This is a genomic window from Rhizobium sp. Root1204 (assembly GCF_001424965.1).
GTDB lineage: Bacteria > Pseudomonadota > Alphaproteobacteria > Rhizobiales > Rhizobiaceae > Pararhizobium.
Genome location: NZ_LMCZ01000004.1, coordinates 1 through 24,984 on the forward strand (window position 1 = coordinate 1; position 24,984 = coordinate 24,984).

General features: G+C 59.1%; 26 protein-coding genes and 3 tRNA genes. 14 read left to right on the forward strand and 15 right to left on the reverse strand.

From position 1 onward, the window contains the following. From ASC96_RS05530 to ASC96_RS05540, 3 genes are all read right to left on the reverse strand, one after another. A partial coding sequence (locus ASC96_RS05530) for a GTP-binding protein (RefSeq protein WP_244481899.1) occupies positions 1–256 on the reverse strand: 256 nt, incomplete at its 3' end. 265 nt (positions 257–521) lie between these two features. Further along, positions 522–595: transfer RNA gene (locus tag ASC96_RS05535), tRNA-Gly, on the reverse strand. Positions 596–618: 23 nt separating this feature from the next. Next, positions 619–703 (reverse strand) — tRNA-Tyr (locus ASC96_RS05540). A gap of 218 nt (positions 704–921) precedes the next feature. On the opposite strand from ASC96_RS05540, the gene ASC96_RS05545 reads away from it, so the two are divergent. Further along, positions 922–1,803 carry an RNA methyltransferase gene (locus ASC96_RS05545; RefSeq protein ID WP_060502072.1) on the forward strand — a complete coding sequence of 294 codons (882 nt, stop codon included), beginning with the start codon at positions 922–924 and terminating at the stop codon, positions 1,801–1,803. 7 nt (positions 1,804–1,810) lie between these two features. Here the strand turns inward: ASC96_RS05545 and ASC96_RS05550 are convergent, their stop codons facing one another. The 3 genes from ASC96_RS05550 to ASC96_RS05560 all read right to left on the reverse strand — a co-directional run bounded on the left by ASC96_RS05550 (position 1,811) and on the right by ASC96_RS05560 (position 3,122). Further along, positions 1,811–2,083 (reverse strand): hypothetical protein, encoded by a 273-nt coding sequence (locus ASC96_RS05550; RefSeq protein ID WP_060502073.1) that lies wholly within the window; start codon positions 2,081–2,083, stop codon positions 1,811–1,813. Positions 2,084–2,176: 93 nt separating this feature from the next. Further along, positions 2,177–2,341, reverse strand: a complete 165-nt coding sequence (locus tag ASC96_RS05555) for a PhnA domain-containing protein (protein ID WP_060502074.1) — start codon at positions 2,339–2,341, stop codon at positions 2,177–2,179. Positions 2,342–2,495: 154 nt separating this feature from the next. Then, positions 2,496–3,122: an FMN-dependent NADH-azoreductase gene (locus tag ASC96_RS05560; RefSeq protein WP_060502075.1), complete on the reverse strand. Its 627-nt coding sequence runs from the start codon at positions 3,120–3,122 to the stop codon at positions 2,496–2,498. A 160-nt stretch (positions 3,123–3,282) separates the two neighbouring features. On the opposite strand from ASC96_RS05560, the gene ASC96_RS05565 reads away from it, so the two are divergent. The 6 genes from ASC96_RS05565 (at position 3,283) to ASC96_RS05590 (ending at position 8,055) form a co-directional block, all read left to right on the forward strand. Continuing rightward, the gene (locus ASC96_RS05565) at positions 3,283–4,227 is read left to right on the forward strand and encodes a LysR family transcriptional regulator (protein ID WP_060502076.1); all 945 of its coding nucleotides are present in this window, start codon (positions 3,283–3,285) and stop codon (positions 4,225–4,227) included. Positions 4,228–4,309: 82 nt separating this feature from the next. Beyond that, the gene (locus tag ASC96_RS05570; RefSeq protein ID WP_060502077.1) at positions 4,310–5,041 is read left to right on the forward strand and encodes a YoaK family protein; all 732 of its coding nucleotides are present in this window, start codon (positions 4,310–4,312) and stop codon (positions 5,039–5,041) included. 233 nt (positions 5,042–5,274) lie between these two features. Beyond that, a tRNA-Thr gene (locus ASC96_RS05575) sits at positions 5,275–5,350 on the forward strand. A gap of 202 nt (positions 5,351–5,552) precedes the next feature. Then, a complete protein-coding gene (locus ASC96_RS05580) occupies positions 5,553–6,398 on the forward strand; it encodes a hypothetical protein (protein WP_060502078.1) in 846 nt (281 codons plus the stop codon). Positions 6,399–6,546: 148 nt separating this feature from the next. Next, positions 6,547–7,320 (forward strand): NAD kinase, encoded by a 774-nt coding sequence (locus tag ASC96_RS05585; protein WP_060502079.1) that lies wholly within the window; start codon positions 6,547–6,549, stop codon positions 7,318–7,320. Positions 7,321–7,569: 249 nt separating this feature from the next. Next, entirely contained in the window at positions 7,570–8,055 is a 486-nt protein-coding gene (locus ASC96_RS05590) for a hypothetical protein (protein ID WP_347360148.1), read from the forward strand. A gap of 81 nt (positions 8,056–8,136) precedes the next feature. Here the strand turns inward: ASC96_RS05590 and prfB are convergent. The 4 genes from prfB to ASC96_RS05610 all read right to left on the reverse strand — a co-directional run bounded on the left by prfB (position 8,137) and on the right by ASC96_RS05610 (position 13,964). After that, positions 8,137–9,268, reverse strand: a protein-coding gene (gene prfB / locus ASC96_RS05595; RefSeq protein ID WP_112834605.1) for a peptide chain release factor 2 whose coding sequence is annotated in 2 segments (ribosomal slippage) — positions 8,137–9,198 and positions 9,200–9,268 — 1,131 coding nt in all. Because the reading frame shifts where the segments join, the coding sequence is not laid out codon by codon here. Between the two features lie 99 nt (positions 9,269–9,367). Continuing rightward, positions 9,368–11,821, reverse strand: coding sequence for a penicillin-binding protein 1A (locus ASC96_RS05600; RefSeq protein WP_060502081.1), 2,454 nt, complete (start codon positions 11,819–11,821; stop codon positions 9,368–9,370). Between the two features lie 372 nt (positions 11,822–12,193). Continuing rightward, complete coding sequence (locus tag ASC96_RS05605; RefSeq protein WP_244481904.1) at positions 12,194–13,393, reverse strand: N-acetylmuramoyl-L-alanine amidase; 1,200 nt, start codon at positions 13,391–13,393, stop codon at positions 12,194–12,196. 271 nt (positions 13,394–13,664) lie between these two features. Then, the gene (locus ASC96_RS05610) at positions 13,665–13,964 is read right to left on the reverse strand and encodes a hypothetical protein (protein ID WP_060502083.1); all 300 of its coding nucleotides are present in this window, start codon (positions 13,962–13,964) and stop codon (positions 13,665–13,667) included. A 242-nt stretch (positions 13,965–14,206) separates the two neighbouring features. On the opposite strand from ASC96_RS05610, the gene ASC96_RS05615 reads away from it, so the two are divergent. Next, a complete protein-coding gene (locus ASC96_RS05615; protein WP_060502084.1) occupies positions 14,207–17,086 on the forward strand; it encodes a ribonuclease E/G in 2,880 nt (959 codons plus the stop codon). Between the two features lie 162 nt (positions 17,087–17,248). Next, the gene (locus ASC96_RS05620) at positions 17,249–17,464 is read left to right on the forward strand and encodes a hypothetical protein (RefSeq protein ID WP_060502085.1); all 216 of its coding nucleotides are present in this window, start codon (positions 17,249–17,251) and stop codon (positions 17,462–17,464) included. A gap of 151 nt (positions 17,465–17,615) precedes the next feature. Here ASC96_RS05620 and ASC96_RS05625 read toward each other — a convergent pair whose 3' ends face one another. Beyond that, entirely contained in the window at positions 17,616–18,773 is a 1,158-nt protein-coding gene (locus tag ASC96_RS05625; RefSeq protein WP_112834604.1) for an aminotransferase class I/II-fold pyridoxal phosphate-dependent enzyme, read from the reverse strand. 220 nt (positions 18,774–18,993) lie between these two features. Here ASC96_RS05625 and ASC96_RS05630 point away from each other — a divergent pair, with 220 nt between their 5' ends. The 5 genes from ASC96_RS05630 (at position 18,994) to aat (ending at position 22,793) form a co-directional block, all read left to right on the forward strand. Continuing rightward, positions 18,994–19,761 carry a DsbA family protein gene (locus ASC96_RS05630; RefSeq protein WP_060502086.1) on the forward strand — a complete coding sequence of 256 codons (768 nt, stop codon included), beginning with the start codon at positions 18,994–18,996 and terminating at the stop codon, positions 19,759–19,761. A 121-nt stretch (positions 19,762–19,882) separates the two neighbouring features. Beyond that, positions 19,883–20,329, forward strand: coding sequence for a type II 3-dehydroquinate dehydratase (gene aroQ / locus ASC96_RS05635; protein ID WP_060502087.1), 447 nt, complete (start codon positions 19,883–19,885; stop codon positions 20,327–20,329). A 23-nt stretch (positions 20,330–20,352) separates the two neighbouring features. Next, positions 20,353–20,817, forward strand: coding sequence for an acetyl-CoA carboxylase biotin carboxyl carrier protein (accB, locus tag ASC96_RS05640; protein WP_060502088.1), 465 nt, complete (start codon positions 20,353–20,355; stop codon positions 20,815–20,817). A gap of 9 nt (positions 20,818–20,826) precedes the next feature. Next, a complete protein-coding gene (gene accC / locus ASC96_RS05645; RefSeq protein ID WP_060502089.1) occupies positions 20,827–22,170 on the forward strand; it encodes an acetyl-CoA carboxylase biotin carboxylase subunit in 1,344 nt (447 codons plus the stop codon). 8 nt (positions 22,171–22,178) lie between these two features. Then, positions 22,179–22,793: a leucyl/phenylalanyl-tRNA--protein transferase gene (gene aat / locus ASC96_RS05650; RefSeq protein ID WP_060502090.1), complete on the forward strand. Its 615-nt coding sequence runs from the start codon at positions 22,179–22,181 to the stop codon at positions 22,791–22,793. A 30-nt stretch (positions 22,794–22,823) separates the two neighbouring features. Here the strand turns inward: aat and ASC96_RS05655 are convergent, their stop codons facing one another. From ASC96_RS05655 to ASC96_RS05670, 4 genes are all read right to left on the reverse strand, one after another. Then, the gene (locus ASC96_RS05655; RefSeq protein WP_082511965.1) at positions 22,824–23,276 is read right to left on the reverse strand and encodes a DUF2155 domain-containing protein; all 453 of its coding nucleotides are present in this window, start codon (positions 23,274–23,276) and stop codon (positions 22,824–22,826) included. A gap of 121 nt (positions 23,277–23,397) precedes the next feature. Next, entirely contained in the window at positions 23,398–23,793 is a 396-nt protein-coding gene (locus ASC96_RS05660; protein WP_037107890.1) for an NADH:ubiquinone oxidoreductase subunit NDUFA12, read from the reverse strand. A 106-nt stretch (positions 23,794–23,899) separates the two neighbouring features. Further along, positions 23,900–24,373, reverse strand: coding sequence for a GNAT family N-acetyltransferase (locus tag ASC96_RS05665; RefSeq protein WP_060502091.1), 474 nt, complete (start codon positions 24,371–24,373; stop codon positions 23,900–23,902). Between the two features lie 87 nt (positions 24,374–24,460). Next, entirely contained in the window at positions 24,461–24,946 is a 486-nt protein-coding gene (locus ASC96_RS05670; RefSeq protein WP_060502092.1) for a GNAT family N-acetyltransferase, read from the reverse strand. Positions 24,947–24,984 lie beyond the last annotated feature (38 nt).

Below are 24,984 nucleotides of genomic sequence, written 5' to 3' on the forward strand. Positions count from 1 at the left end.
ACGTGTGCCGTCGAGATGGTGATGCCGCGGGCCTTTTCTTCCGGTGCTGCGTCGATCTGGTCGTACGCACGTGTGCCGTCGAGATGGTGATGCCGCGGGCCTTTTCTTCCGGTGCTGCGTCGATCTGGTCGTACGCCTTGAACTCGCCGAAATACTTCGTGATCGCGGCCGTCAGCGACGTCTTGCCATGGTCGACGTGGCCGATCGTGCCAATGTTAACGTGCGGCTTATTGCGCTCAAATTTGCTCTTTGCCATGGGGTCAAGTTTCCTGTGATCAATGAAAATGCACCATACCGGCGGCGCCGGTTTGGGGAGGCGTTTAAGGGTTTCGGGCGGAATGCGCAAGACTTAATTATTTTGCGCTCCGTCAGGCCCTTAAGGCCCGGATGATGCCTATGTGGGGATGACAGGATACATTTCCAATGGCCATCACGCCAAACGCGGAAACGCGATCAAATCAGCCATTTGCCGGCTTGTCTTAAAGCAGCACAACAAAGACCGGAGATATTTGGGCATTTAGTGGAGCGGGTAGCGGGAATCGAACCCGCGTATTCAGCTTGGAAGGCTGCTGCTCTACCATTGAGCTATACCCGCGGGTCAAGATCCGTGTGACAGAATGGTGGAGGGAGTTGGATTTGAACCAACGTAGGCTGAGCCAACGGATTTACAGTCCGTCCCCTTTAACCACTCGGGCATCCCTCCATTATTCTGTCGGGATCAATCGACCAAGTATTGCAGATCAAGGTGTTGTTTGCCGGGGCAATCCGTTCCCTCAATCTGCGCCGGGTATATGACGGCCCCGTTTCATCCTGTCAACACGGCGCCTCAGAAAAAGTTGGGAAAATCGCGATAAAGATTGCAAGCCGCCGATTTCGCGAAAAACGGTTCCACGCGAACGGCATCATCAGTATAAGACAAGCATGAGCAAAGATAATCCGGGCGACAAGAACGCCAAAGACACCCATTACGCCACTCTTCGCCGTGCGCATCGCGACGCCAAGCGCGAACGCGGCGAAATCCCGACCCCCGTACAGGACAAGCGCAAGAGAAGTGCTGCACCTGACTGGAAGGCGCCGCAACTGGCGCCCGACCAGGTGCTGCTCTACGGCATTCACACGGTGCGCGCCGCCCTCGACAATCCCGAGCGCAAAATCACCAAGCTTTCGGTGACGCAGAATGCGTTGGTGCGGCTGGAAACAGGCCCGGTCGAAGAACTGGATTTTCCGGTGGAGATCGTCACGCCGCAGGATCTCGACAAGATCCTCGGACCGGACGCCATCCATCAGGGCGCAATGCTGGAAACCGTTCCGCTGCCTGTGCGCCGTCTTTCGGCACTCAACGACAGCCCGTTGATTCTCGTCCTCGACCAGGTGACCGATCCGCACAATGTCGGCGCCATCATGCGCTCCGCCGTTGCCTTCAACGCCGGCGCCCTGATCACCACGCAGCGTCACAGCCCGACAGAATCAGGCGTCATGGCCAAATCGGCCTCTGGCGCCCTGGAAATGATCCCCTATATCCAGATCACCAATCTCGCCGATGCGCTGGAAGAACTGCACAAGCTCGGCTTCGTCTCGATCGGTCTTGATTCGGAAGGGCCGGCGCCACTTGAACAGACATTTTCTGGCGCAAAGATCGCGCTTGTTCTGGGAGCCGAGGGCAAGGGACTGCGGCAGAAGACCCGCCAGACCGTCAACGCGCTTGCCCGCCTCGACATGCCCGGCGCCATCAAGTCGCTGAACGTCTCCAATGCGGCCGCGATCGCCATGTATGCGGCCCGCGGTCACCTGACCAAGGCCTGACCGGCCGCTACTGCGTCAAAGGCAACGCGGCAACCGACAATCGCGCTTCGGGACATTCGTCCCGCAGCTTGCGCCAGGTCATGACATTGAGTTCTTTTTCGCACCGCGCCAGATAGGCGGTGTCGCCCACGCGGATGCACGCGGTCTGTCCAAGTTCGAGTTTCGAACCATCCTTGTTTCTGCAGGTGCAGATCGGATCGGCGGCAAAGGACGCGCCAGAAGACGTTCCGGCAAGGACCGGAACAAGCGCGACCATCAAAAGTGCCGGAACGCTTTTCATAAGCGAAGTGTAATACAAAAAATCCGGACGTCCAGCGGATTGGCGCCCGGTACGCAACGGCGCGCCGGTGCTAGTCTGCAGACCGACGGCAACTCAGGCCTTCTTCAGAAACTCCGTGCGCAACACCAGGCCCTTGATCATCATGCCGCGCTTCAAGGTCTCGGAAGTGCCCTTGACCTTGAGATCCTTGATCAGGCTGACATTGTCTCCCTCGGAGAGGATTGTGCCGTTGCTGTCCCTGACATCCGTCAGTGTCATTCCAATCTTTAATCTGAGGGCAAGGCCCTTCGGTGCGGCTCTATCCCCTCAATGCAGGCCTGTCCAGCCTCTGCTACCGTGGGTGCAGCGCGCAACGAAAAAGCCGGGCAACGAACGGTGCCCGGCTTTCTATCACAGGGATCAGGATGAAGGATCAGGCGGCGATATCGAAATGGCCGCGGCCGGCAATGGCCTTTTCAGCCTCGGTAATCGCGGCTTCCTTGGAATCCGGGCTGATGGCAAGGCCTTCGGCGCGGACGAATTCGACATCAGTGATACCGATGAAACCGAATACCGTGCTAAGATAGGTTTCCTGGTGGTCCATGGCACTGATCGGCGAGGAACCGGAATAGTGGCCGCCACGGGTCGAAGCGACGATCACTTTCTTGCCCTTGGCAAGGCCTTCGACGCCTTCCGCGGTGTAGCGGAATGTGGTGCCGGCAACGAGAATGCGGTCAATCCAGGTCTTCAACTGGCTCGGAATGGCGAAATTGTACATCGGTGCGCCGATGACGACGACATCAGCGGCAAGAAATTCGTTGAGCGAGGCGCGGCCGGCATCAAGCTCGGAAACCAGCGTCGCATCGAGACCTTCCGGATTGGCGGAAGCGGCCATCAGGTGCGAACCGCTGAGATGGGCAAGTGGGGCGGCGGCAAGGTCGCGATAGGTAACAGTGTCAGAGGGACGCTCTGCCTTGATCCGTGCGACGATCGATGCGGTCAGGCGGCGGGAAACGGAATGATCGCCGAGAATACCTGAGTCGATATGGAGAATGTTCATGGTAGGCACCTTCGTTTGATTGTTTGGTGTACGCTCGGGTGGCGTTTGGTGCATCACATATGATTTTAAAACAATCGACTGATAAGCCGGCCCTTTTTCGACAAGCCGTTTCCTGATAGAAACAATGATGGTCAATTTTCGATGGACATGAAGGTGTGACATGCAGGACCTGAACGATCTCGCGCTGTTTGCCGCCGTGGTGAAAAACAAGGGTTTTTCCGCCGCTGCCCGTGCCCTCAACATTCCGAAGTCCAAACTCAGCAAGCATGTTGCCCGGTTGGAGCAGCAGCTTGACGTACGTCTTCTCGAACGGTCCACCCGCAAGCTGCGGGTAACCGAGATCGGGCAGGCCTTCTATGAACGTTGCGAAATGATCTTGTCTGGCGTCGAGGCTGCTGAAGCAGTGGTGGCTGCGGCCAAAAGTGAACCGGCCGGGGTAGTTCGCCTCGCCTGCCCGATCGGTTTCACGCCGATGGTCGCCGCCATCCTGCCGGCCTTTCATCGTCACTATCCGGGTGTCCGCCTGCTGATCACCACCACCAACCGCCGGATCGATCTGGTCGAAGAACGCATCGACATCGCGCTCCGCGCCCGCGCTCAACTGGACACGGACCACAACCTGATCATCCGCAAGCTCGGCGAAGCCAGCCAGTTTCTCGTGGCAAGTCCAGCGCTGATGGCGCGGATCGGCAATGTAACGATCGATACGCTGGGCAGCATGCCGACGCTGTCGATGAACGAGCAGCATCCAACCGATACCTGGCAGCTGAACCATACCGACGGAACGAAACGCGACATCAGTCATCAACCCGTCATTGGATGTGGCGATTTCGGCATTCTCGAACGGGCAGCCATCGAAGGCGTCGGCATTGCGCTCCTGCCAGATCATCTTTGCAATCGGGGGATCCGGACCGGTGTGCTGGTGCCGGTATTGCCGGAGTGGTGCTCGAACACCACCATCGCCCATCTGGTCTTCACGTCGCGCCATGGCTTGCTGCCGTCGGTCCGCGCGCTCATCGACTTCTTGGCCGACAATCTGCCGGGCGCAATGTCGCGCTGCACGGAAATCGACCCTAAACCGGCAATGCTCGACGCTGCGGAATAGATAGCGCCTCTCAGGCTGCCCAACATATGATGACGGACGTTTCAGACGACCGAATCAGAATTGACGGGGGAAAGTCATAGTCATGACTCGAGAGCGGCGGCGGGGCATCATCTTAAGACAGCGCACGGTCACCGGCATCATTCTCGTCGCAGCCATCTCGTTTCTGGCCGGCATGACGGATGCTGCCGGCCTGTTGATCGCCGGTAGCTTTGTCTCCTTCATGAGCGGCAATACCACCCGCGCCGCCGTGGCGCTTGTGGATGGGCAAGCAGTTGGGGCGGCTATTCTGGTGGGTGGTCTTGCCATGTTCGTCGCTGGCAACGCACTTGGGGTCGTCATTGCCCACAATGCAGCCCGGCGTGCGTTCCGCATCCTCATCGGCGCGGCCTTGCTTTTGGCGCTGGCTGCCATCATCACTGAACCGGGCCTTGCTACACTGCAATTCTACGCAATCGTGCTGGCCATGGGGCTGGTCAATGCCGCAGTCGAACATATGGCGGGATTGCCGGTCGGGCTGACCTATGTCACCGGCGCCCTCTCCCGCTTCGGCAAAGGCATCGGCAACTGGATAATCGGGACGGCACGGCCAGACTGGGGCCTGCAGATCGTTCCCTGGCTCGGAATGATATCCGGCGGCATCTGCGGCGCGTTTCTCGAACGGGCGCTAGGCGCGGATGCGCTGTGGATAATATCCGCCTTTGCGGCGGTATTTGCGATTCTTGCGTTCTTCATCCCACCGCGGCTGCAGAAACGCCTCGCCCTGCGTACGCCGCCCCAAGCCACAAATTTTCGGCCAGCAAGACCTGGCCTTTGACCACCAGTCCCACACGAGTGCAAAGACAACCAGGGCCGCACGGTATTCATGGCGTGCACGACGCGCCGCAGCGCTTTAGATTCGCTGCATAACTCCCAAAATTCACTTCGATTCAGGGTGCCGTGCAGCAGCCCACCGCGCACCAAACAGGTCAATCACTGGAAAAGCAGCCGCCGAGCCGTATTTTCGCTTTACACGCGATCAGAATATGGTAACTCCCTGCCGCAAGTGCTGCCCTTATAGCTCAGTTGGTAGAGCACCTGATTTGTAATCAGGGGGTCCCGGGTTCGAGTCCTGGTGGGGGCACCATTTTTTTCTGCTTAAATTTCCCGGCTATCGGACTTCTTTGGCAAGCTTGCTGTTTATTTTGCCAGATTTTCGCGCCTCTGCAGGATTTGCACCCCCCACTTAGAATCAGAGCGCTGTAAGCCTATATGCAATCGCGATATACCGCCGGTATGGGCTTGAGCGCGGATGCGGCAAGCCCGGCGCGAAATGAGGAATGACAAGCATGACGGCGGACGTTCTGGCTGCAAGCGGCGGCGTGAAGCAGATTATCTGCATCAATTGGGGTACAAAGTACGGCGCGCCGTTTATCAACCGGCTTTATGCAATGGTGGCACGCAACATCACTCCCCCTTTCACATTCACCTGCTTCACCGATAACAGGGAGGGCTTGCGGCCGGAAATTCACCTGGAGGACTTGCCGCCGCTGGACATCGAAAAGATGCCGGTCAAGACCAAGGGTATCTGGCCCAAGGCACGCCTTTGGGGACCGAAACTCAGCAACCTCAGCGGCCCGGTCCTGTTCCTGGACCTCGACCTGGTGATCGTCGGCTCGCTTGATGCCTTCTTCGAAACAGGCGGACCGGATGACGTGATGATCGCCCAGAATCAGACGACGCCATTCGAGCGTCTCGGCCAGACGTCGCTGTTCCGGTTCCCGGTCGGCAAACTTGTTCCGCTACAGGAAAAGTTCCGCGCCGACCCGCAGGGCGTCGCCGACAAATATGAATTTGAGCAGCGGTTCGTTACCCGAAACGCGCCGGGCGGCGTCAAGTTTTTCCCGCGCCGCTGGGTCCTGCATTTCAAACAGGATTGCCGCTGGCCGTTTCCTCTGAACTATTTCCTCGCTCCGCGTCTCCCCTCGGATGCCAGGGTCGTCCTATTCCCGCGCAACTTTTTCCCGCAGCATGCAATCGACGGCCAATTCGGCTTGAAGGGACGTGCCACAACCCCTCTCAACCACGTTTTGGGGGTGTTTGATGCCAGCCGAAGGAAAGGCAAGGCGCCGTTCAAATACCTGCGCCAGTATATCCTTCCAACGCCGTGGGTCGCCGATCATTGGCGGGAATAGCCTCAATCCTCCCTTCCCCATAATGTTCTTTTGTGCATGATAATGGCGGCATTCTCCGCAGCGACGCCTTCTGTCGGACTTACAGGTGGACCATATTTCGGGCCTCTCCTCATTGAGCGGCCCATTTTATAAAACAGACAGGCATTTCATGGCTCGCACGTTCAAAACCATCGCCTTCGCCGCTTCGGCAACCGACGAGGCACAGGCGGCAGAAGCGGCACTGATCGCTCTGTACGGCCAGGAAGACCCGGCGGAAGCGGATGTGATCGTGGCGCTTGGCGGCGACGGCTTCATGCTGCAGACGCTGCACAAGACGATGAATTCCGGCAAGCTGATCTACGGCATGAACCGTGGCTCGATCGGTTTTCTGATGAACCGTTACAGCACGGAAAATCTGCACGAGCGCTTGGCTGCGGCCGTCGAGAATACGTTCCGGCCGCTTGAGATGAAAACCACAGACGCTGACGGCAACACGTTCAAGGCGCTGGCGATCAACGAGGTCTATCTTTTCCGGCAATCCTATCAGGCAGCCAAGCTCCGGGTCGTCGTTGACGACCGGGTGCGGCTCGAAGAGCTTGTCTGCGACGGTGTCCTGCTTTCCACGCCCGCCGGTTCGACAGCCTACAATCTCTCCGCCCATGGGCCTATCCTGCCGCTGGAAGCCCCCCTTCTTGCCCTGACGCCGGTCAGTCCATTCCGGCCACGGCGCTGGCGCGGCGCACTTTTGCCCAACAAGGTCACCGTCGATATCGACATTCTCGAACCCGAAAAACGTCCGGTCAACGCGGTCGCCGATCATGTCGAGGTCAAATCGGTGGTGAAGGTTCGCATTGCTGAATCGGAAAACAAGACGGCGCACATCCTTTCCGATCCGGATTACTCCTGGTCGGACCGTATCCTGGCCGAACAATTTTCCAACTAGAAGCGATAGACGCGGTCTCCTGCCGCAATGCCTTGATTTCGAATCGATTCCCGCCAAAAATTGTGGCAGAGTTGAGCGTGCCTTGATGCCTGCAACGGATCGAGGTGAGAGCATCCAGCTGTTTACACGAACCTATCTAACGCGACGAAGATGCTCCCTATCCAACGTTTCAACACGCCTGAGCTGCGTGTGTCTGGCGCCACGCCGCGCACAGCCTTGCTTTCCATTCAGTGTCTTGTAGCCCTTGTTCTGTTTCTGCCATTTGCTGAGGGATCCGCTGCCCGCGCGGATGAAACCGTCCTGATGCCTGCCAACATTATCTTCGTGACAAGCACGGGATATTGGGAGGAAAGCGGCGATCCGCTATCCGCCCTGGATCCAAAGGCCGGCACGGCTACAGACAATCAATCGGCAACGATATCTCCCACGCAACGGGGTTATTACAAGCTCGTTGCGGTGCGCCAGCCGGAGGGCAACGCGCACATATTCCTGCAGCAGGTGGTACTGGATGCTGCAGGTCCCAAGGTTATTTCCTCAGCGGAGCTTGAGGAATTTTCTGCGATGAAGGCCTATGTCACGGATATCAGGCCGGACACATCCGATGGCGTTGCCGCCCAGCCGGGATTGTTTGCCACGGTCTATCTGAAAACGGACCCGACCGCATTGGAACCCGAGACCTGGACCGTGCTGATCGATGATATCGGCGATATCAAGGTCGAGCGGGAGACGAACTGACCACACGGACATAACCAAAAGAAAAAGCCGGGCAATGGATGCGCCCGGCTTTTTTTATTTTTTTGGAGATGGAAACCCGGCTTAGGCCAGATCGTCGACCACGGCATCGGCGCCGCCGTTGACACGGTGTGCGAGTGCAGCTTCCATGAACTCGTTCAGATCGCCATCGAGCACATCGTCAGGCGCTGTGCTGGCGACGCCGGTACGCAAGTCCTTGACCAGCTGATACGGCTGCAACACGTAGGACCGGATCTGGTGACCCCAGCCGATATCGCTCTTCGATGCGGCTTCAGCATTGGCCGCGTCTTCACGCTTTTTCAGCTCCGCTTCGTAGAGGCGGGCACGCAACATGTCCCAGGCCTTGGCCTTGTTCTTGTGTTGCGAACGCTCCTGTTGGCACTGCACGACGATTCCGGACGGAATATGCGTGATACGCACGGCCGAATCGGTGGTGTTGACGTGCTGGCCGCCGGCGCCGGACGAACGGTAGGTATCGATACGGCAATCGCTCTCGTTGATATCGATCTGGATCGAATCGTCGATGACCGGGTAGACCCAGATCGACGAGAACGAGGTGTGGCGGCGGGCATTGCTGTCGAATGGCGAAATACGAACAAGGCGATGAACACCCGATTCGGTCTTCAGCCAGCCATAGGCATTGTGCCCCTTGACCAGCAGCGTCGCCGACTTGATGCCCGCTTCTTCACCGTCATGAACTTCGAGAAGCTCGACCTTATAACCCTGGCGCTCAGCCCAGCGCGTGTACATACGCAAGAGGATGTTCGCCCAATCCTGGCTCTCGGTACCGCCGGCACCGGAATGGACTTCGAGATAGGTATCGTTGCTGTCAGCTTCGCCGGAGAGCATCGCTTCCACCTGGCGACGGGCGGCTTCAACCTTCAGTGCGCGCAGCGCATCTTCGGCTTCCTTGATGATGTCAGCGTCACCCTCTTCCTCACCGAGTTCGATGAGGTCGATGGCATCCTGCATCTGCCGCTCGAAAGCACGAACGCCATTGATGCCGTCATCCAGCTGCTGGCGTTCGCGCATCAGCTTCTGAGCTTCCGACGCGTCGTTCCAGAGGTTTGGATCCTCTGCCTTGTTGTTCAACCAGTCCAGCCGTCTTACCGCCTGATCCCAGTCAAAGATGCCTCCTCAGCAGGCTTATGGCCTGCTTGATTTCGTCGACAATGTTCTCGATTTCAGTCCGCATGGTTCCGCTTCTTGCGTTCGTATGGAATGTGCGCCGTGAATAACGGCGCCCGCCGCTCGTGTAAAGAGCGGCGGGCGCCGGTGAATGGGAAGGGGCTGGTTAAAACAGGCCGCTGGAACCGCGATTGATCGCATCATTGGCCTGCGGCGACGCCTTCAGGATTTCTTCCGGCGGGATGTACTGATCGGCACCACCGATGACCGAGAAGGTATCGGCCGGGCCGGTGCCGGGCTTGAAGGCCTCGATGATCGTATCCGGATCGCCGTCTGCCGCCGCCATACCGGTCTTGCGGTTGACGGGGATGAGGCTCATGCCTTCCGGCACAACGAACTTGCTTGGGCGGGTACCCTGCGTTGCGGCCTGCATGAAATCATTGAACACGGGAGCCGCCAGACCGCCACCTGTTGCACCGCGGCCGAGCGGCGCCGGGCTGTCGAAACCGAGATAGAGGCCAGCCACCATGTCCGGCGTATAGCCGACGAACCAGGCGTCCTTTTCGTCGTTGGTCGTTCCGGTCTTGCCGGCAACCGGACGGTCGAGCTTGATCTTGCCGGCCGCAGTACCGCGGGAAACCACGCCTTCCATCATCGATGTGATCTGGTAGGCGGTCATCGGGTCAAGAACCTGCTCGCGGTTGTCGGTGAGAACCGGCTCTTCCTGATCTTCCCAATCAGCCGCATTGCAATTGTCACAGGTGCGCTCTTCGTGGCGGAAGATCGTCTTGCCGTAGCGGTCCTGGATGCGGTCGATCATCGACGGCTTGATCTGCTTGCCGCCATTGGCGAGCACCGAATAGGCCGACACCATGCGCAGAACCGTCGTTTCGCCTGAACCGAGCGACATTGCGAGCACCGGCAGCATCTTGTCGTAGATGCCGAAACGTTCGGCATATTCGGCCACCAAGTTCATGCCCATGTCGTTGGCAAGCCGCACCGTCATCAGGTTACGCGACTTTTCGATGCCGAGACGCAGTGTCGAAGGGCCGGCCGAACCGCCGCCATAGTTTTCCGGACGCCAGACCTGACCGCCGGTTACGAGTTCGAATGGCGCGTCGAGAATGACGGATGCGGGCGTATAGCCGTTGTCCAGTGCTGCCGCGTAAACGAAGGGCTTGAAGGACGATCCCGGCTGACGCATGGCCTGCGTTGCACGGTTGAATTCAGACTGGCCGTAGGAAAAGCCACCCGTCATGGCCAGAACACGGCCCGTATGCGGGTCCATGGCGACAAGGCCGCCCTGCACTTTCGGCGGCTGGCGCAGGCGATATTCTCCGGCAGCATCAGTCGGCTCGACATAAACGACATCGCCCGGACCGACGACGCCTTCCGGCGACTTTGCCGTCTTACGCTCACCGGTCGAAGAGCGGTAGGCCCATTGCATGTTCTTGGCGGTGATATGGCCGGTCACGCGGTCGGCGCCGATTTTGCCGCCGGCCTCTTTTTCCGGCTGGATGCCGATGTCGGCACCGTTACCGTCAACGGAGAGTACGACGGCCAGTTTCCATTCGGGCACATCAGACAAAGCATTCAGCTTGCCGAGCGGCTCGCCCCAGTCTCCACCAATTTCGATCGACTTCATCGGGCCATGGAAACCGCGGCGCTCGTCATAGGAAACCAGCGCGTTCTGCAGCGCCCGGCGCGCTTCCACCTGAATGCGCGGGTCGAGTGATGTGCGGACCGACAGGCCGCCCTCGTAAAGCGCGTTGTCGCCGTAGCGCTGGATGATCTGGCGGCGAACTTCCTCGGCGAAATAGTCAGACGCGAACAGATGCGATCCACCGCGACGAACACTGACACCCAGTGGCTGCTTCTTTGCCTCATCGCCATCGCTTTTGGCGACGTAACCGTTTTCGACCATGCGATCGATGACCCAGTTGCGGCGCTCGATGGCAGCTTCGGCCCTGCGGAATGGATGATAATTAGCCGGCCCCTTCGGCAGTGCTGCGAGATAGGCCGTTTCAGCAATGGTCAGCTCGGTGACCGACTTGTCGAAGTAAGTCAGTGCGGCGCCAGCGATACCGTAGGAATTCAGACCGAAGAAGATTTCGTTGAGATAGAGTTCGAGAATACGATCCTTGCTGTAGGCCTGCTCGATGCGGAACGACAGGATGGCTTCCTTGACCTTGCGGTCGATCGTCTGGTCGGAGGAGAGAAGGAAGTTCTTGGCAACCTGCTGGGTGATGGTCGAAGCGCCGACGGGACGGCGGCCGGAGCCGAAATTCTGCAGGTTGACGAAGATGGCGCGGCCAAGGCCGGTGATATCGACGCCTGGATGCTGGTAGAAGTTCTTGTCTTCGGCCGAGATGAAGGCCGCCTTGACGCGATCGGGAATGGCCTGGATCGGCAGATAGAGGCGGCGTTCACGGGCATATTCAGCCATCAGCGCGCCATTGCCGGCGTGGACGCGGGTTGTTACCGGAGGCGCATAGCTGTTGAGGACCTCATAGTCTGGCAGGTCCTTGGTCACATGGCCAAGATAGATGGCAGCGGCTGCGGCAACGCCGAGCACCAGAAATGCGCCAATGCCGAAGAAATATCCAATCAGTCTGATCATCAGCCAGGTACCGGTATCCAGTTATCGTTTATCTATGCGGAACATACGCTGCCGGTGGGCCTACCCCGCACCTTGCCCGAATGCAATCACGCCAACGCATTAAACAACGAATGAAATGCGTTCCGGATGGCCGGCGGCGCTTCCCCACGTTGCATGTTTACGGCCAGCGATCGTCTTTCGGATCACCGCCGTGCAATTCAGACTTCCGGATAGCGACCGGATTGTGAGTAAAATAGGGCTTGCAGCAGATTAAACATGGGTCATCCCGTTGAAAACGATATCGCTGTTACTCCGGCGACACAAATCACAACAGACGTTATTACCGGTTCACGCCATTGAGCGGCAACGGATGGAACTTCCTCCAAACCGTGCTCAACCACCGTTTGCGACGGCCTCGCCGCGATAGCCGCGCACGGCAGCCGCAATAAGATCTGCAACCTTGCTGCGCCAGACCGGATCGACAAGGAGCTTTTCATCTTCCTTGTTGGACAAAAAACCCAATTCCAGCAGAATCGATGGCACATCCGGCGCCTGCAGAACCCGGAATCCCGCATGGCGGTGTGGATTGTTGATCAGGTTGATCTGCCCCTCGAAGGACGAAACGACGGAACGGGCGAGATTGACCGAGAACGCCTGCGTTTCGCGGCGCGTCAGATCGATCAGAATGTCGGCGACTTCGGCCGGTTCGCTCTTGAAGGTGACCCCGGCAATCTCATCCGACAGGTTTTCGCGGGCTGCAAGATTGGCTGCCAGATGGTCGGATGCCTTGTCGGAGATCGTGTAGACGGTGGCGCCACGAATATCACGCTGCTTCAGCGTATCGGCGTGAATGGAGATGAACAGGTTGGCGCTGTGCTGACGGGCAACCTGGACGCGTTCCGGCAAGGACAGGAACTCATCCTTGTCGCGCGTCAGGAATGCCTTGACGCCCTTCTCCTTGTTGAGCGTCTCGACAAGCTGCGCGGCGAAGGCAAGCGTGACGCTCTTCTCTTCCATCTTGGTCTCGCTGCCGATGGCGCCGGTATCGATACCGCCGTGACCAGCATCGACGGCAATAATGAATGCTCCGGGTGCGGCCGGCTCGACCAGCCTGTCGGTCTTTGCAGCGCTGACAGTACCGGTCCATGTCTGCTCTGCGATCAAGCTGGAAAAACGCGCCTCGGTCACCCGTTCCGCATCAAGCACCAGGCGAAATCCCTTGCCTTCCTCATCCGCCTTCACATCGGCGACCGTGACGGCGACGGGTTTGCTTGCAGTGAGCACCACGCGGGCGCTGCCCGGCCCCATCGCGCCATAGCGAATTTCGGTGAACAGACCGCGCGCTTTCAGATCCTCGGGTTTCAGACCAAAGGAGGTCTCAGGCAAATCGACGATGACACGGGGCGGATTGGCGACATAGTGGACGAAGAAAACGGGCTTGCGGTCGAAATCAATCACCACCCTGGTGCGGGCGTCGTCGCCGGCAATCCGCGCACCGTAAGCGAGCAATGGTGCATCGGCAGCATGAGCGACCGGCGCCGCCGAAAGAAGCAGGAGGCCCAGCAGGCACCGTCGTATCATCGCTGACAGGATCAAATCCGCTCTTCCTTGTTGCATACGCCCACCGGTACCGCGGTGGTAGCGTCGCCGACGACCAGGTCGCGACATCTCATTTCGGGACATGGCCCGTACACTTGGCGCGTTGCTGCCTGCAGTATCCATGACGCCATATGGTTAACCAAACCTTGCGCTCTCCATATTCAAGGGACGCCGCCTGCCCTTTTCCAGCGCCGTTAACGAGCCTCAAGACCGCAGCAAACCAGCACTTCGCCAGTACACACCCCGACAAGCGAATCAATCAATATTATGGCGCTTCCGGCTTTTCCCTTGCCATTGTGACATAGAAAACATAAAAGCCTTGCAGGGAGAAAGTGTTGACGGGATAGAATCGACGACCGGCAGCCAAAGGGTGTTTAAAACCCTGGCGCCAGAGCGTGATCGGGACGGGTAAAACCGCTTCAACGCAGATCACGTCTCGGACAAGCAGTCGCGCTTCATCCGCCGTCGCTCCACTTTTTCTTCGCATGCTGAATCGAGAAATTCCGGCGGTGGCCGGAGCGTTTATGGTGACGATCACCGCAGGCCCGTGACCGGGCACATTCATCGGGCCTTCAGGGCCTACTACATTGGCATTCTTGTTTGGTCATTAACGTTGTCCCAGCAGTATCGGTCAGAAGTAAACAGGCCCCGGAACGCAAGTGTTCCGGCTGCCGTCTGGCTGTTGGACGATCTCCCCAACCTTACAGGAACATTCACATCCGGCGAAAAACCTGAACTGCATGGAAAGTCTCCTCCGGGACGCTATTTTCCTGCTGTTTCCAGGGTGCGCCGAGGAGCACCACTTCCATGGCAGAGAAAATGCTTATCGATGCGTCTCACGCTGAAGAGACGCGCGTCGTTGTCGTACGCGGAAACCGCATAGAAGAATTCGACTTCGAATCCGAACACAAGAAACAAATCCGCGGCAACATCTATCTCGCGAAAGTAACGCGCGTAGAGCCGTCGCTGCAGGCGGCCTTTGTCGACTACGGCGGCAACCGCCACGGCTTCCTAGCGTTCGCTGAAATCCACCCCGACTATTATCAGATCCCGCTCGCCGATCGTCAGGCCCTCCTGCGGCAGGAAGCCGAGGAAGCGCGCCGTGACGACGACATCGAGCATGTCGAAACCGGCACGGATCTCGGCCCTGATTCCGAAGAGGAAACAGTCGAGGCGGTTGTAGAGAACGTCGTCGAGGTCATTGAAACGGCGGCCGAGCCGGTCGAGACCGTGGAAATGGCCGCTGAGACCGAAGAAGAAAAGCCGAAAGCAAAGGCCAAGCGTCCGCGCCGCACCAAGAAGGCTGCCGCCGCCGAAGCCGAAGCCGCTGCTGCCGACGCAGATGGCGAAGAAGGTAATGGCGGCGAAATGGCTGCCATGGTCGATACCGACAGCATTTCGGAAGACACGCGTGGTGGACGCCGCGGCCATGATGACGACGATGATGACGACGGTCATCACGAAGAAAAGGAAGTCATCGAATCCGTCGGCGCCGAAGACGCGATGGAAGAAGTGCCGGACCGGCAGGTCAACCGCCGTCCGCGCAAGCAGTACCGCATCCAGGAAGTCATCAAGCGCCGCCAGATTCTTCTGGTGCAGGTGGCCAAGGAAGAACGCGGCAACAAGGGCGCAGCCCTCACCACCTATCTGTCGCTGGCCGGCCGGTATTCGGTCCTGATGCCGAACACGGCGCGTGGCGGCGGCATTTCTCGCAAGATCACCAACCTGCCGGACCGCAAGCGCCTGAAGGAAATTGCCCGCGCGCTCGACGTGCCGCAGGGCATGGGCGTCATCCTGCGCACCGCCGGTGCCAACCGCACCAAGGTCGAAGTCAAGCGTGACTTCGAATACCTGATGCGCCTGTGGGAGAATGTTCGCACCCTGACGCTCTCCTCCACTGCCCCTTGCCTCGTCTATGAGGAAGGCTCACTGATCAAGCGCTCGATCCGCGACCTTTACAACAAGGATATCAGCGAGATCATCGTCGCCGGTGAAGAAGGCTACAAGGAAGCCAAGGGCTTCATGAAGATGCTGATGCCGAGCCACGCCAAGGTGGTTCAGCCTTACCGTGACGTCCACCCGATCTTCTCGCGCTCGGGTATCGAAGCCCAGCTCGACCGCATGCTGGTGCCGCAAGTAACGCTGAAGTCCGGCGGCTACATCATCATCAACCAGACCGAAGCGCTGGTCGCCATCGACGTGAACTCGGGCCGTTCGACCCGCGAGCACTCGATCGAAGACACGGCCCTCCAGACCAACCTCGAAGCTGCCGAAGAAGTCGCCCGCCAGCTGCGCCTGCGTGACCTTGCCGGTCTCGTCGTCGTCGACTTCATCGACATGGAAGAAAAGCGCAACAACCGCGCTGTCGAGAAGCGTCTGAAGGATCATCTGAAGAACGACCGCGCCCGCATCCAGGTCGGCCGCATCTCGCATTTCGGCCTGCTCGAAATGTCGCGCCAGCGGATTCGCGCCTCGGTACTCGAATCGACGATGCAGGTCTGCTCGCATTGCAACGGCACGGGCCACGTGCGTTCGCAGTCCTCTGTTGCCCTGCATGTCCTGCGCGGCGTCGAAGAATATCTCTTGAAGAACACCACGCACAACATCACCGTGCGCACAACGCCGGATATTGCGCTCTACCTGCTCAACCACAAGCGCGGCACGATCATCGATTATGAAGAGCGCTTTGGCGTTCAGATCATCATCGAGGCGGACGCCCATGTCGGTGCGCAGCATTTTGCCATCGATCGCGGCGAAGCTGTCGAGAACCCGGTCAAGATCGAGCAGATCATCCAGTTCGAGCCGGAAATCGATGAAGACGACGATATCATCATCGAAGAGGATATCGAGGACGATGAAGAACTCGTGGCCGAAGCCAAGCCGGAACGCGCAGAACGGGCCGAGCGCAGCGAACGGGCACCTGCCGCCGAGGGCGACGAACAGGGCAACCGCAAGCGCAAGCGCCGCCGGCGCCGGCGTGGTGGCCGCCCGGGCGGCGACCAGGGTGCTGAGGCCGGTGTGCGCTCCGAGGATGCCTCCGATGAGGATGGCGACGAGGACGAAGCTGATGACGTTGCAGCACAGGCGGGTGCCGAAGACGCACAGGACGCAGGCCTGAGCGAAGAAGAGCGTCAGAAGCGCAAACGCCGCCGTCGTGGCAAGCGTGGTGGTCGCCGCAACCGTCCGGACGAGGCAGAAGGTGAAAATCTGGCAGCCGACGACGAGACCGCTGGTGAAGAAGCCTCGGTGGATGCACCGGAAGCGGAGGCCGTGGCTACCGTTTCAGCCGAAGACGCTGTTTCAGTTGTAGCCGCCGAAGAAATCGTCGAAATCCCGGTTGTTGCCGTGGAAGAAGCCAAGCCCGCCAAGCCGAAGCGCAGCCGCAAGAAAGCCGTCGCTGCTGTTGAAGAGGCCGTTGCCGAACAGGCACCTGTGATGACTGCCGATGCGGATGCTCAGGCTGCAGTCGAAGCGAAGCCGGAAACGGTTGCCGCCATCGAGGAACCGGCTGTCGAGAAGGCTGCTGCCGACCTCGAAGATACCAAGCCGGTGCGCGCCAACCGCGACATCGACGCGATTGCCAGCGAGCCGGTCGTCAAGTCGTCCACCGTCAAGAAGGACGAAGGTGATACCGAGCCGGCAAAGCCCAAGAAGGGCGGCTGGTGGCAGAAGCGCGGCTTCTTCTGAGCCGAAACAGATATCTGAAAGATGAAAAACCGGCCAAGCGATTGGCCGGTTTTTTCATGTTTCGGCCTGTTACATCAGGAACTGTGAAAATACATCGGCTGCGGCAGAGTGTTCTCTGTTGGACGAGATGGGCTCGTCCAGTGCCAACAGGAGGAGGCAATCATGCGACGTTTCCTTGTCGCAGCCGCGCTCGTCGCCATTCCCACGATTTCGCTTGCAGCGACATCACAAGCTGACAGCACGAGCCGCCAGCGCTACAACGACTTTTACTACAAGAGTTATGACACGGCCTTTGAACCAGTCTGTGTGATCAGGACAGTCCGCAAGACGGACGAGTACGGTAACCGCGTCATCCGGAAGATTCGCATTTGCCGCTGAGCTAGCCCCTTAGACATCCATTGCCGGCATGCGCGTCCGCTGGGCGCGCATGAGCACGGGTGGATCGAAGTCAGGCCACTTCCCAATCCGATTCACAGCCGTGACAGACAGAATCCGGAAAGTCCGCTAACAGCCTGAAATTTCTACGGGATCACGCCAGCCAGCGGGCGATGCGATCCATCGCATCGACCATGTCGGCGCGTGCACCAGCATAGGAAAACCGCATCATGCGATGGCCTTCGACAGGATCGAAATCCAGCCCCGGCGTTGCCGCGACATTGATCTCAGCCAGCATCTTGCGGGCAAAATCCATGCTGTCATTGGTGAAACGGCTGACATCGGCATAGGCATAGAAAGCCCCGTCCATCGGCGAGGCGATGGTAAAGCCGATCTCCGGCAAGCGCTTCAGCAGCAGGTCGCGATTAACGCTATAGGACCCCTTGTAGACATCCAGTTCCGTCTCACAGCCGAGTGCCGCTTCAGCAGCGATCTGCGACAGTTCCGGCGGTGAGATGTAGAGGCTCTGGGCGATCCGCTCGAAGGCGCGGACCTGGGATTCGGGCAGGACCATCCAGCCGATCCGCCAGCCGGTCATGCAGTAGTATTTCGAGAACGAGTTGATAATCACGGCCTCGCCTGTCACCGCAAGTGCAGTCGTCTCTTCGCCGGCGAATGTCAGGCCATGGTAAATCTCGTCCGAGATGAAGGCGATATTATTGTCGTGGCAATAGGAGGCAAGTGCTTTCAACCCTGCCCTGCCCGTGACCGTGCCGGTCGGATTGGCCGGGCTGGCGAGCAGAACGCCGCTCAGCGGCCTTCCCGCCTTCTTGGCCGCAGCTTCCAGGTTCTGCGGCGTCAGCGTGAAACCGCTCTCGGCATCCGCTTCGACTTCCACAACAGTCAGGCCGAGGGCTGCCAGGATATTGCGATAGGCCGGATAACCCGGGCGGGCGATGGCCACGCAATCACCTGGATCGAACAGCGCCAGGAAGGCCAGATTGAAGCCGGCCGACGATCCCGTTGTCACGGCAACGCGCTGCGGGTCGATATCGACGCCATAGCGGGTGCGATAATGGCGAGCGATTGCCAGCCTCAATGACGAGGTGCCGAGCGCATCGGTATAGCCGAGGCGTCCGTGATCGAGTGCGGTTCGCGCGGCCTCCAGTGCGGCCTTCGGTGCGGGATGGCTCGGCTGGCCAACGGCCATCGAGATCACCGGATAACCCGCCTCGCGGCGTTTTGTAGCCTCGGCCAGAACGTCCATGGCATGGAACGGTTCGACGGAACTGCGAACGGAAAGGGGCTTCAACGGCACATCCTCGATATTTTTGACGTGACAGGCATGTGCCTGATCGCAAAGGGCTTCACAAGTGCGCGAGCGCCGCATTTCCGCCGATTTTGCGGTTTCGTTTGGCGCCGCGCCACCCTATGGTCGGCGGCGATATTCTGTTGTCCTTCAAACACGCCTGTTGACGTGGCCTTAGTACTTGAACGACAGACTGCAGCAACGAAAGACAACGAGGACCATCATGGCATTTAACGCCCGCAAGATCATCACCGCTTCGCTTATCCTGTTGACGGCAAGCGCCGCGACCACTCCGGTAGCTTACGCGCTGGATGCCAAACAGAAGCAGGAAATCGGTGACTTCATCCGGGAATACCTCGTCGCCAATCCGGAAATCCTGCTCGAGGCCCAGCAGTCGCTGAAGAAGAAGCAGGCCGACGAACAGTCGGCGCAGGCGCAGGCCGCCATCACCGACAATGAAAAGGCGATCTTCCAGTCGCCCTATGACGTGACGCTCGGCAATCCCAACGGCGATGTTACCATCGTCGAATTCTACGACTACAATTGCGGCTATTGCAAACGCGCCTTGTCCGACATGGAAACCATTCTCGAAAAGGACAAGAACGTCCGCTTCGTCTTGAAGGAGCTGCCGATTCTCGGACCGGACTCGATGGCGGCGCATAAGGTCAGTACCGCATTCCGCGCCATCGCGCCGGAAAAATACGGTGATTTCCATCGCGCCCTGCTCGGCGGAGAAGACCGCGCCAACGAGGAGACCGCAATGGCGGTGGCGACCGGCCTTGGCGTTTCCGAAGCGGATCTGCGCAAGAAGATGGCAGAAAACACGCAGGACGACGCCGTCAGGGAAGTTTATACGCTGGCCAACGATCTCGGCATCACGGGCACTCCGTCCTACGTGATCGGCAAGGAAGCCGTCTACGGTGCCGTCGGCGCCGAAGAGATTGAAACGAAAGTCACCAACGTCCGTACCTGCGGCAAGACCGTTTGCTAAGCCCACTTTGAGCAAAGCAGCCCGTTATGGCTTGTGGACAAATGCCGAGGGGGGTCAAAGGGCTTTTCCTCGGCTGTTCGCCGGTCTATAGGTAGCGCTCGACTATCGGACCGGATCCCATATGCCATCGACCATTTTCGTGCTGAACGGCCCCAACCTCAACGCGCTCGGCAAACGCGAGCCCGGTATTTATGGGGGCCAGACACTGGCCGACATCGAGGCGATGTGCGTCGAGCATGGCAATTTGCTGGGGCTCAATGTTGTCTGCCGCCAGAGCAATCATGAAGGCGACCTCATCGACTGGTTCCATGAAGCAGGCAGCGTCGCACAGGGCATCGCCATCAATGCCGGTGCCTACACCCACACATCGATCGCGCTGCACGATGCGGCCAAGGCGATCGGCATTCCGGTCGTCGAAGTACATCTCTCCAATGTTCATGCCCGCGAGGAATTCCGGCACAAATCGATGCTGGCACCAGCGGCGAAGGGCGTGATTTGCGGCTTTGGCGCCGACAGTTACATTCTGGCGCTCAATGCGCTAAAGACACTCACACAACAGACGAAATAAAAAGAACACGAGGCTCATATCCCATGGCTGACAAGAAACCCGGCATCGACCAGTCGCTGATCCGCGATCTCGCCAACATCCTGAACGAAACCGATCTCACCGAGATCGAAGTGGAACAGGACGATCTGCGTATCCGCGTTTCGCGCGCCGGTACGCCGCAATACGTGTCCGCTCCGGTTCCGGTCGCAGCACCGGCCCAGATCGCCTCCGCTGGCATTTCCGCGGTTTCGGCTGCGGAACCCGCACGGACCTCCAAGAACGCGGTTACCGCACCGATGGTCGGCACGGCCTACCTGTCGCCTGCCCCCGGCTCGCGTCCGTTCGTTGAAGTCGGCGCGACCGTCAAGGAAGGCCAGACCATCCTGATCATCGAAGCCATGAAGACGATGAACCAGATTCCGGCGCCGCGCTCCGGCAAGGTCACCGAAATCCTCGTTGAAGACGGCGCACCGGTCGAATACGGCGAAGCGCTTGTCGTCATAGAATAGGCCGCGCCGATGATTTCAAAGATCCTCATCGCCAATCGCGGCGAAATCGCCCTTCGGGTGTTGCGCGCCTGCAAGGAACTCGGCATCGCCACCGTTGCGGTTCATTCGACCGCCGACGCCAATGCGATGCACGTGCGCCTTGCCGACGAGAGCGTCTGCATCGGCCCGCCGCCATCGCGCGACAGCTATCTGAACATTCACCAGATCGTTGCCGCCTGCGAGATCACCGGCGCCGACGCCGTGCATCCGGGGTACGGTTTCCTGTCGGAAAATGCCAAGTTCGCCGATATCCTCGACGCGCACGGCATTACCTTCATCGGACCGACCGCCGATCACATCCGCATCATGGGTGACAAGATCACCGCGAAGGAAACCGCGAAATCGCTCGGTATTCCTGTCGTTCCGGGCTCTGCCGGCGAAGTGAAGCCGGAAAACGCGCTGGAAATCGCCCGCGAAATCGGCTTCCCCGTGCTGATCAAGGCGACTGCCGGCGGCGGCGGTCGCGGCATGAAAGTGGCAAAGAACGAGGAAGAACTTTCCGAGGCAGTATCGACCGCCCGTGCCGAGGCGCTTGCCGCTTTCGGCAATGACGCCGTCTACATGGAAAAGTATCTCGGCAAGCCGCGCCATATCGAGGTCCAGGTCGTCGGCGACGGTGAAGGCAATGCCATTCATCTCGGCGAACGCGACTGCTCGCTGCAGCGCCGCCACCAGAAGGTCTGGGAAGAAGCCAATTCACCGGCGCTCAATGTCGAGCAGCGGATGAAGATCGGCGAAATCTGCGCTGATGCCATGCGCAAGCTGAAATACCGCGGCGCCGGCACGATCGAATTCCTCTACGAAAACGGCGAGTTCTTCTTCATCGAGATGAACACCCGCCTGCAGGTCGAGCATCCGATCACCGAAGCCATCACCGGTATCGACCTCGTTCACGAGCAGATCCGCGTTGCTTCCGGCGGTGGTCTCTCGGTGACGCAGGACGAGATCGTCTTTTCCGGCCATGCCATCGAATGCCGTATCAATGCCGAGGATGCGCGCACCTTCGTGCCCTCGCCCGGCACGATCACGCATTTCCATGCGCCGGGTGGCCTTGGTGTTCGCGTCGATTCGGGCGTCTATCAGGGCTACAAGATCCCGCCCTATTACGACAGCCTGATCGGCAAGCTGATCGTGCACGGACGCACCCGCGTCGAGTGCATGATGCGCCTGCGCCGCGTGCTCGATGAATTCGTCATCGATGGCGTCAAGACGACCTTGCCTCTGTTCCAGGACCTGATCAACAATCAGGACATCGCCAACGGCGACTACGATATCCATTGGCTGGAAAACTACCTGGCCAAATCGGCCGAATGAGGTTTTGAATGAAAGGGACCCGCAGCAGGCAGCCGGACATTACACCGGATTTGCTGTTGCGGGCCTATTCCATCGGGCTGTTCCCGATGGCCGACAGCGCTGACGATCCCGAATTGTTCTGGGTCGAGCCCGAATTGCGCGGCATCATCCCGCTCGACGATTTCCACGTTTCCAAAAGCCTTGCCAAGACGATCCGCCGCGTACCGTTCGATATCCGTTACGACACGGCGTTCGAACATGTCATGGAAGGATGCGCCGCCCCTGCCCCGGATCGCCCGACCACCTGGATCAACGCCAAGATCCGCTCGCTCTACACGACGCTGCACAGCATGGGCCACGCGCATAGTGTCGAGGCATGGGAGAACGATGAGCTGGTCGGCGGCCTCTACGGCGTCTCGCTCGGCTCGGCCTTCTTCGGCGAAAGCATGTTTTCACGCCGCACGGACGCCTCGAAGATCTGCCTTGTGCATCTGGTCGAACGTTTGCGAAAGCGGGGCTTTCTCCTGCTCGACACACAATTCACCACCGAGCATTTGAAGAATTTTGGCGCGATCGACGTGCCGAAGGCGCGCTATGAAAAGATGCTGGCGCGCGCAATCGCAACGCCGCATCTGAAATTCTGACAATCGAAAACTGGGTTGCCGAAAACCGGTTTACTGCTTGGCTGCGGAATCCGGTGGCGGCAGGTCGGATTTTGCCTTGCAGCTGTTCAGCCAGACGTCGTAGACGGGGTGCTCGACGGCATTCAGGCCCGGGCTGTCGGCAAACATCCAGCCGGTGAAGATGCGGCGGATCTTGCGGTCGAGCGTGATCTCGTCGACTTCGACGAACGTGTCGGTCTTCGGCGCTTCGGTATCGTCGCGGCTATAACAGACGCGCGGCGTCACCTGCAGCGCGCCGAACTGCACGGTTTCGCCGATATAGACATCAAAGGTGGTAATGCGGCCGGTGATCTTATCGATGCCGGAAAAGACGGCGACCGGATTGGTAATTCGGGCTGCGTCGGCGGCCGTCACCATGGAAAGAACGGCGGTGCCGGCAATCGCGAACAGCGAGGCTGCCGCAAAAAACCGGCGCTTTAGAATTCGCTGACTTGAAACTACCATTCTAACGCCCGTCTCCCGCGCAATCCCCGGCCATATCACCGGGTATCAGGCGCTAAACATCAAATGTGGCCGCGGCATGATGCCTGCGGTGCAATCGCGAACAACTGTTTGCAGATCCGGTTCAGGAGCGTGGCGTCCAGGCATCATAGTCGCCGGTGACGCGCGGACGCTCGCCGGTGGCGTTGATCGAGCCCGGCGGCCGGTAGGCCTGAGCGGAGCCAGTGCCGTTCGGCTGGTGCGGCTTCTGCCACTCGCGCGCCTTGTAGCTTTCATCAGCCGGCGAAACGTCGGTGCGGTGATGCATCCAGCCGTGCCAGCCCGGAGGGATGGCGGAAGCGTCGGCATAACCGTTGTAGATCACCCAGCGGCGCGTGCGGCCTTCGGAGTCCTTGCCACCCTGATAATAGACATTACCGGCCGCATCTTCGCCCACCCTTTTGCCGAAGCGCCAGGTGTGAAAGCGGGTACCGATCGTCTGTCCATTCCACCAGGTAAAAATCTGCAGCAGAGACTTCATGATGTCCGTCCTTGACCGCGCCAAACAATGCGCGGAATGTCCTAGAATACTGCCCCGCTTATGCCGCGCAGGCCGCCGCTTGTCCAGCGTTTCCGTGGCAAAGCCGCTATTTCAACCGAATCTTGAAGGCCAGATGCGAAGGTTCGAACCCGACCCGCTCGTAGAACCGGTGAGCATCGACACGCGCCTTGTTTGAACTCAGCTGGATCTTGGAAAGACCCTGCTGACGGGCTGATTCGATGGCAAACCGCATCATTGTCTCTCCAATCCCCCTGCCACGCATATCCTTCCGGGTCTGCACCGCTTCGATCAGCAGGTTGGAGCTACCCCGGCCGGAGAGTGTCGTCAGCACCGTGGTTTGAAACGTACCGACCACCGCGCCATCAAGTTCGGCGACATAGAGCGACTCGTTCGGTGTGGCGATGATCCGGTCAAATGCTGCGAGATAGTCAGGGAAGGCATCTGGAGCGGTGGTATCGCCATGACCGCCGATCATGTCGGCAGCGAATAGGGCGATGATGTCGGTGAGGTCTTCGCGTTTGGCCAGCCTGATCGACACATTGAGCTTTGGTGCGTGCATGTCTTCCGATTCCCGATTTCTACCCGTGGCTTGCCAGCGGATGAAGAAGGAAATGTGACAAGGGCGCGGCCAGCACTCAGCTCAGCCTCAGTCGAGAGGCTTTTCCATCACGATCGTCGCAATGCCCCAGGTATCTGTTCCGGTCCCTGCCCTGACGAAGCCATGCGCCTCGTAGAACCCGATGGCTTTCGCGTTGTTCTCCTCGACTTCCACCAGCATCGTACCTGCATAAGGGAAACAGGTTTCGAGTTCGGCGAAGATATCGCGGGCAATTCCCTGCCGCTGGAATTGCGGCAGGACATAAAGTTGGTGCAACACGGCAGTTTCATGCAGCGTTTCCGACATGGAGGCAAAGCCCATACCGCCGAGCACCTTGCCGTCGTCGGCGACAAGGAATTCGCCGTTCTTGCGTTGAAGATTGGCCTTCAGCGCCGCCACGGAGTGCCACTTCGCCGTCATCTCGTTGATTTTTTCGGCACCGTATTGCGCATCATAGGTGGCGTGGGCAGTCTCGCCGAGAAGCGCCGAGACTTTCGCCAGATCCCGCTCCGTGGCTGTGCGGACGAAGAACATGTTTTGGGCCTTTCAATCGCAATTCCGGACGGAAAACC

Coding starts and splice junctions, on each gene's coding strand:
- ASC96_RS05620 (WP_060502085.1), top strand. CDS start 17,249: ATGCGACGTTTCCTTGTCGCAGCCGCGCTCGTCGCCATTCCCACGATT.
- ASC96_RS05660 (WP_037107890.1), bottom strand. CDS start 23,793: ATGAAGTCTCTGCTGCAGATTTTTACCTGGTGGAATGGACAGACGATC.
- ASC96_RS05665 (WP_060502091.1), bottom strand. CDS start 24,373: ATGCACGCACCAAAGCTCAATGTGTCGATCAGGCTGGCCAAACGCGAA.
- ASC96_RS05555 (WP_060502074.1), bottom strand. CDS start 2,341: ATGACACTGACGGATGTCAGGGACAGCAACGGCACAATCCTCTCCGAG.
- ASC96_RS05560 (WP_060502075.1), bottom strand. CDS start 3,122: ATGAACATTCTCCATATCGACTCAGGTATTCTCGGCGATCATTCCGTT.
- ASC96_RS05615 (WP_060502084.1), top strand. CDS start 14,207: ATGGCAGAGAAAATGCTTATCGATGCGTCTCACGCTGAAGAGACGCGC.
- aat (WP_060502090.1), top strand. CDS start 22,179: ATGAAAGGGACCCGCAGCAGGCAGCCGGACATTACACCGGATTTGCTG.
- ASC96_RS05585 (WP_060502079.1), top strand. CDS start 6,547: ATGGCTCGCACGTTCAAAACCATCGCCTTCGCCGCTTCGGCAACCGAC.
- ASC96_RS05655 (WP_082511965.1), bottom strand. CDS start 23,276: ATGGTAGTTTCAAGTCAGCGAATTCTAAAGCGCCGGTTTTTTGCGGCA.
- accC (WP_060502089.1), top strand. CDS start 20,827: ATGATTTCAAAGATCCTCATCGCCAATCGCGGCGAAATCGCCCTTCGG.
- ASC96_RS05550 (WP_060502073.1), bottom strand. CDS start 2,083: ATGAAAAGCGTTCCGGCACTTTTGATGGTCGCGCTTGTTCCGGTCCTT.
- aroQ (WP_060502087.1), top strand. CDS start 19,883: ATGCCATCGACCATTTTCGTGCTGAACGGCCCCAACCTCAACGCGCTC.
- accB (WP_060502088.1), top strand. CDS start 20,353: ATGGCTGACAAGAAACCCGGCATCGACCAGTCGCTGATCCGCGATCTC.
- ASC96_RS05670 (WP_060502092.1), bottom strand. CDS start 24,946: ATGTTCTTCGTCCGCACAGCCACGGAGCGGGATCTGGCGAAAGTCTCG.
- ASC96_RS05565 (WP_060502076.1), top strand. CDS start 3,283: ATGCAGGACCTGAACGATCTCGCGCTGTTTGCCGCCGTGGTGAAAAAC.
- ASC96_RS05545 (WP_060502072.1), top strand. CDS start 922: ATGAGCAAAGATAATCCGGGCGACAAGAACGCCAAAGACACCCATTAC.
- ASC96_RS05570 (WP_060502077.1), top strand. CDS start 4,310: ATGACTCGAGAGCGGCGGCGGGGCATCATCTTAAGACAGCGCACGGTC.
- ASC96_RS05630 (WP_060502086.1), top strand. CDS start 18,994: ATGGCATTTAACGCCCGCAAGATCATCACCGCTTCGCTTATCCTGTTG.
- ASC96_RS05600 (WP_060502081.1), bottom strand. CDS start 11,821: ATGATCAGACTGATTGGATATTTCTTCGGCATTGGCGCATTTCTGGTG.
- ASC96_RS05610 (WP_060502083.1), bottom strand. CDS start 13,964: ATGAATGTGCCCGGTCACGGGCCTGCGGTGATCGTCACCATAAACGCT.
- ASC96_RS05580 (WP_060502078.1), top strand. CDS start 5,553: ATGACGGCGGACGTTCTGGCTGCAAGCGGCGGCGTGAAGCAGATTATC.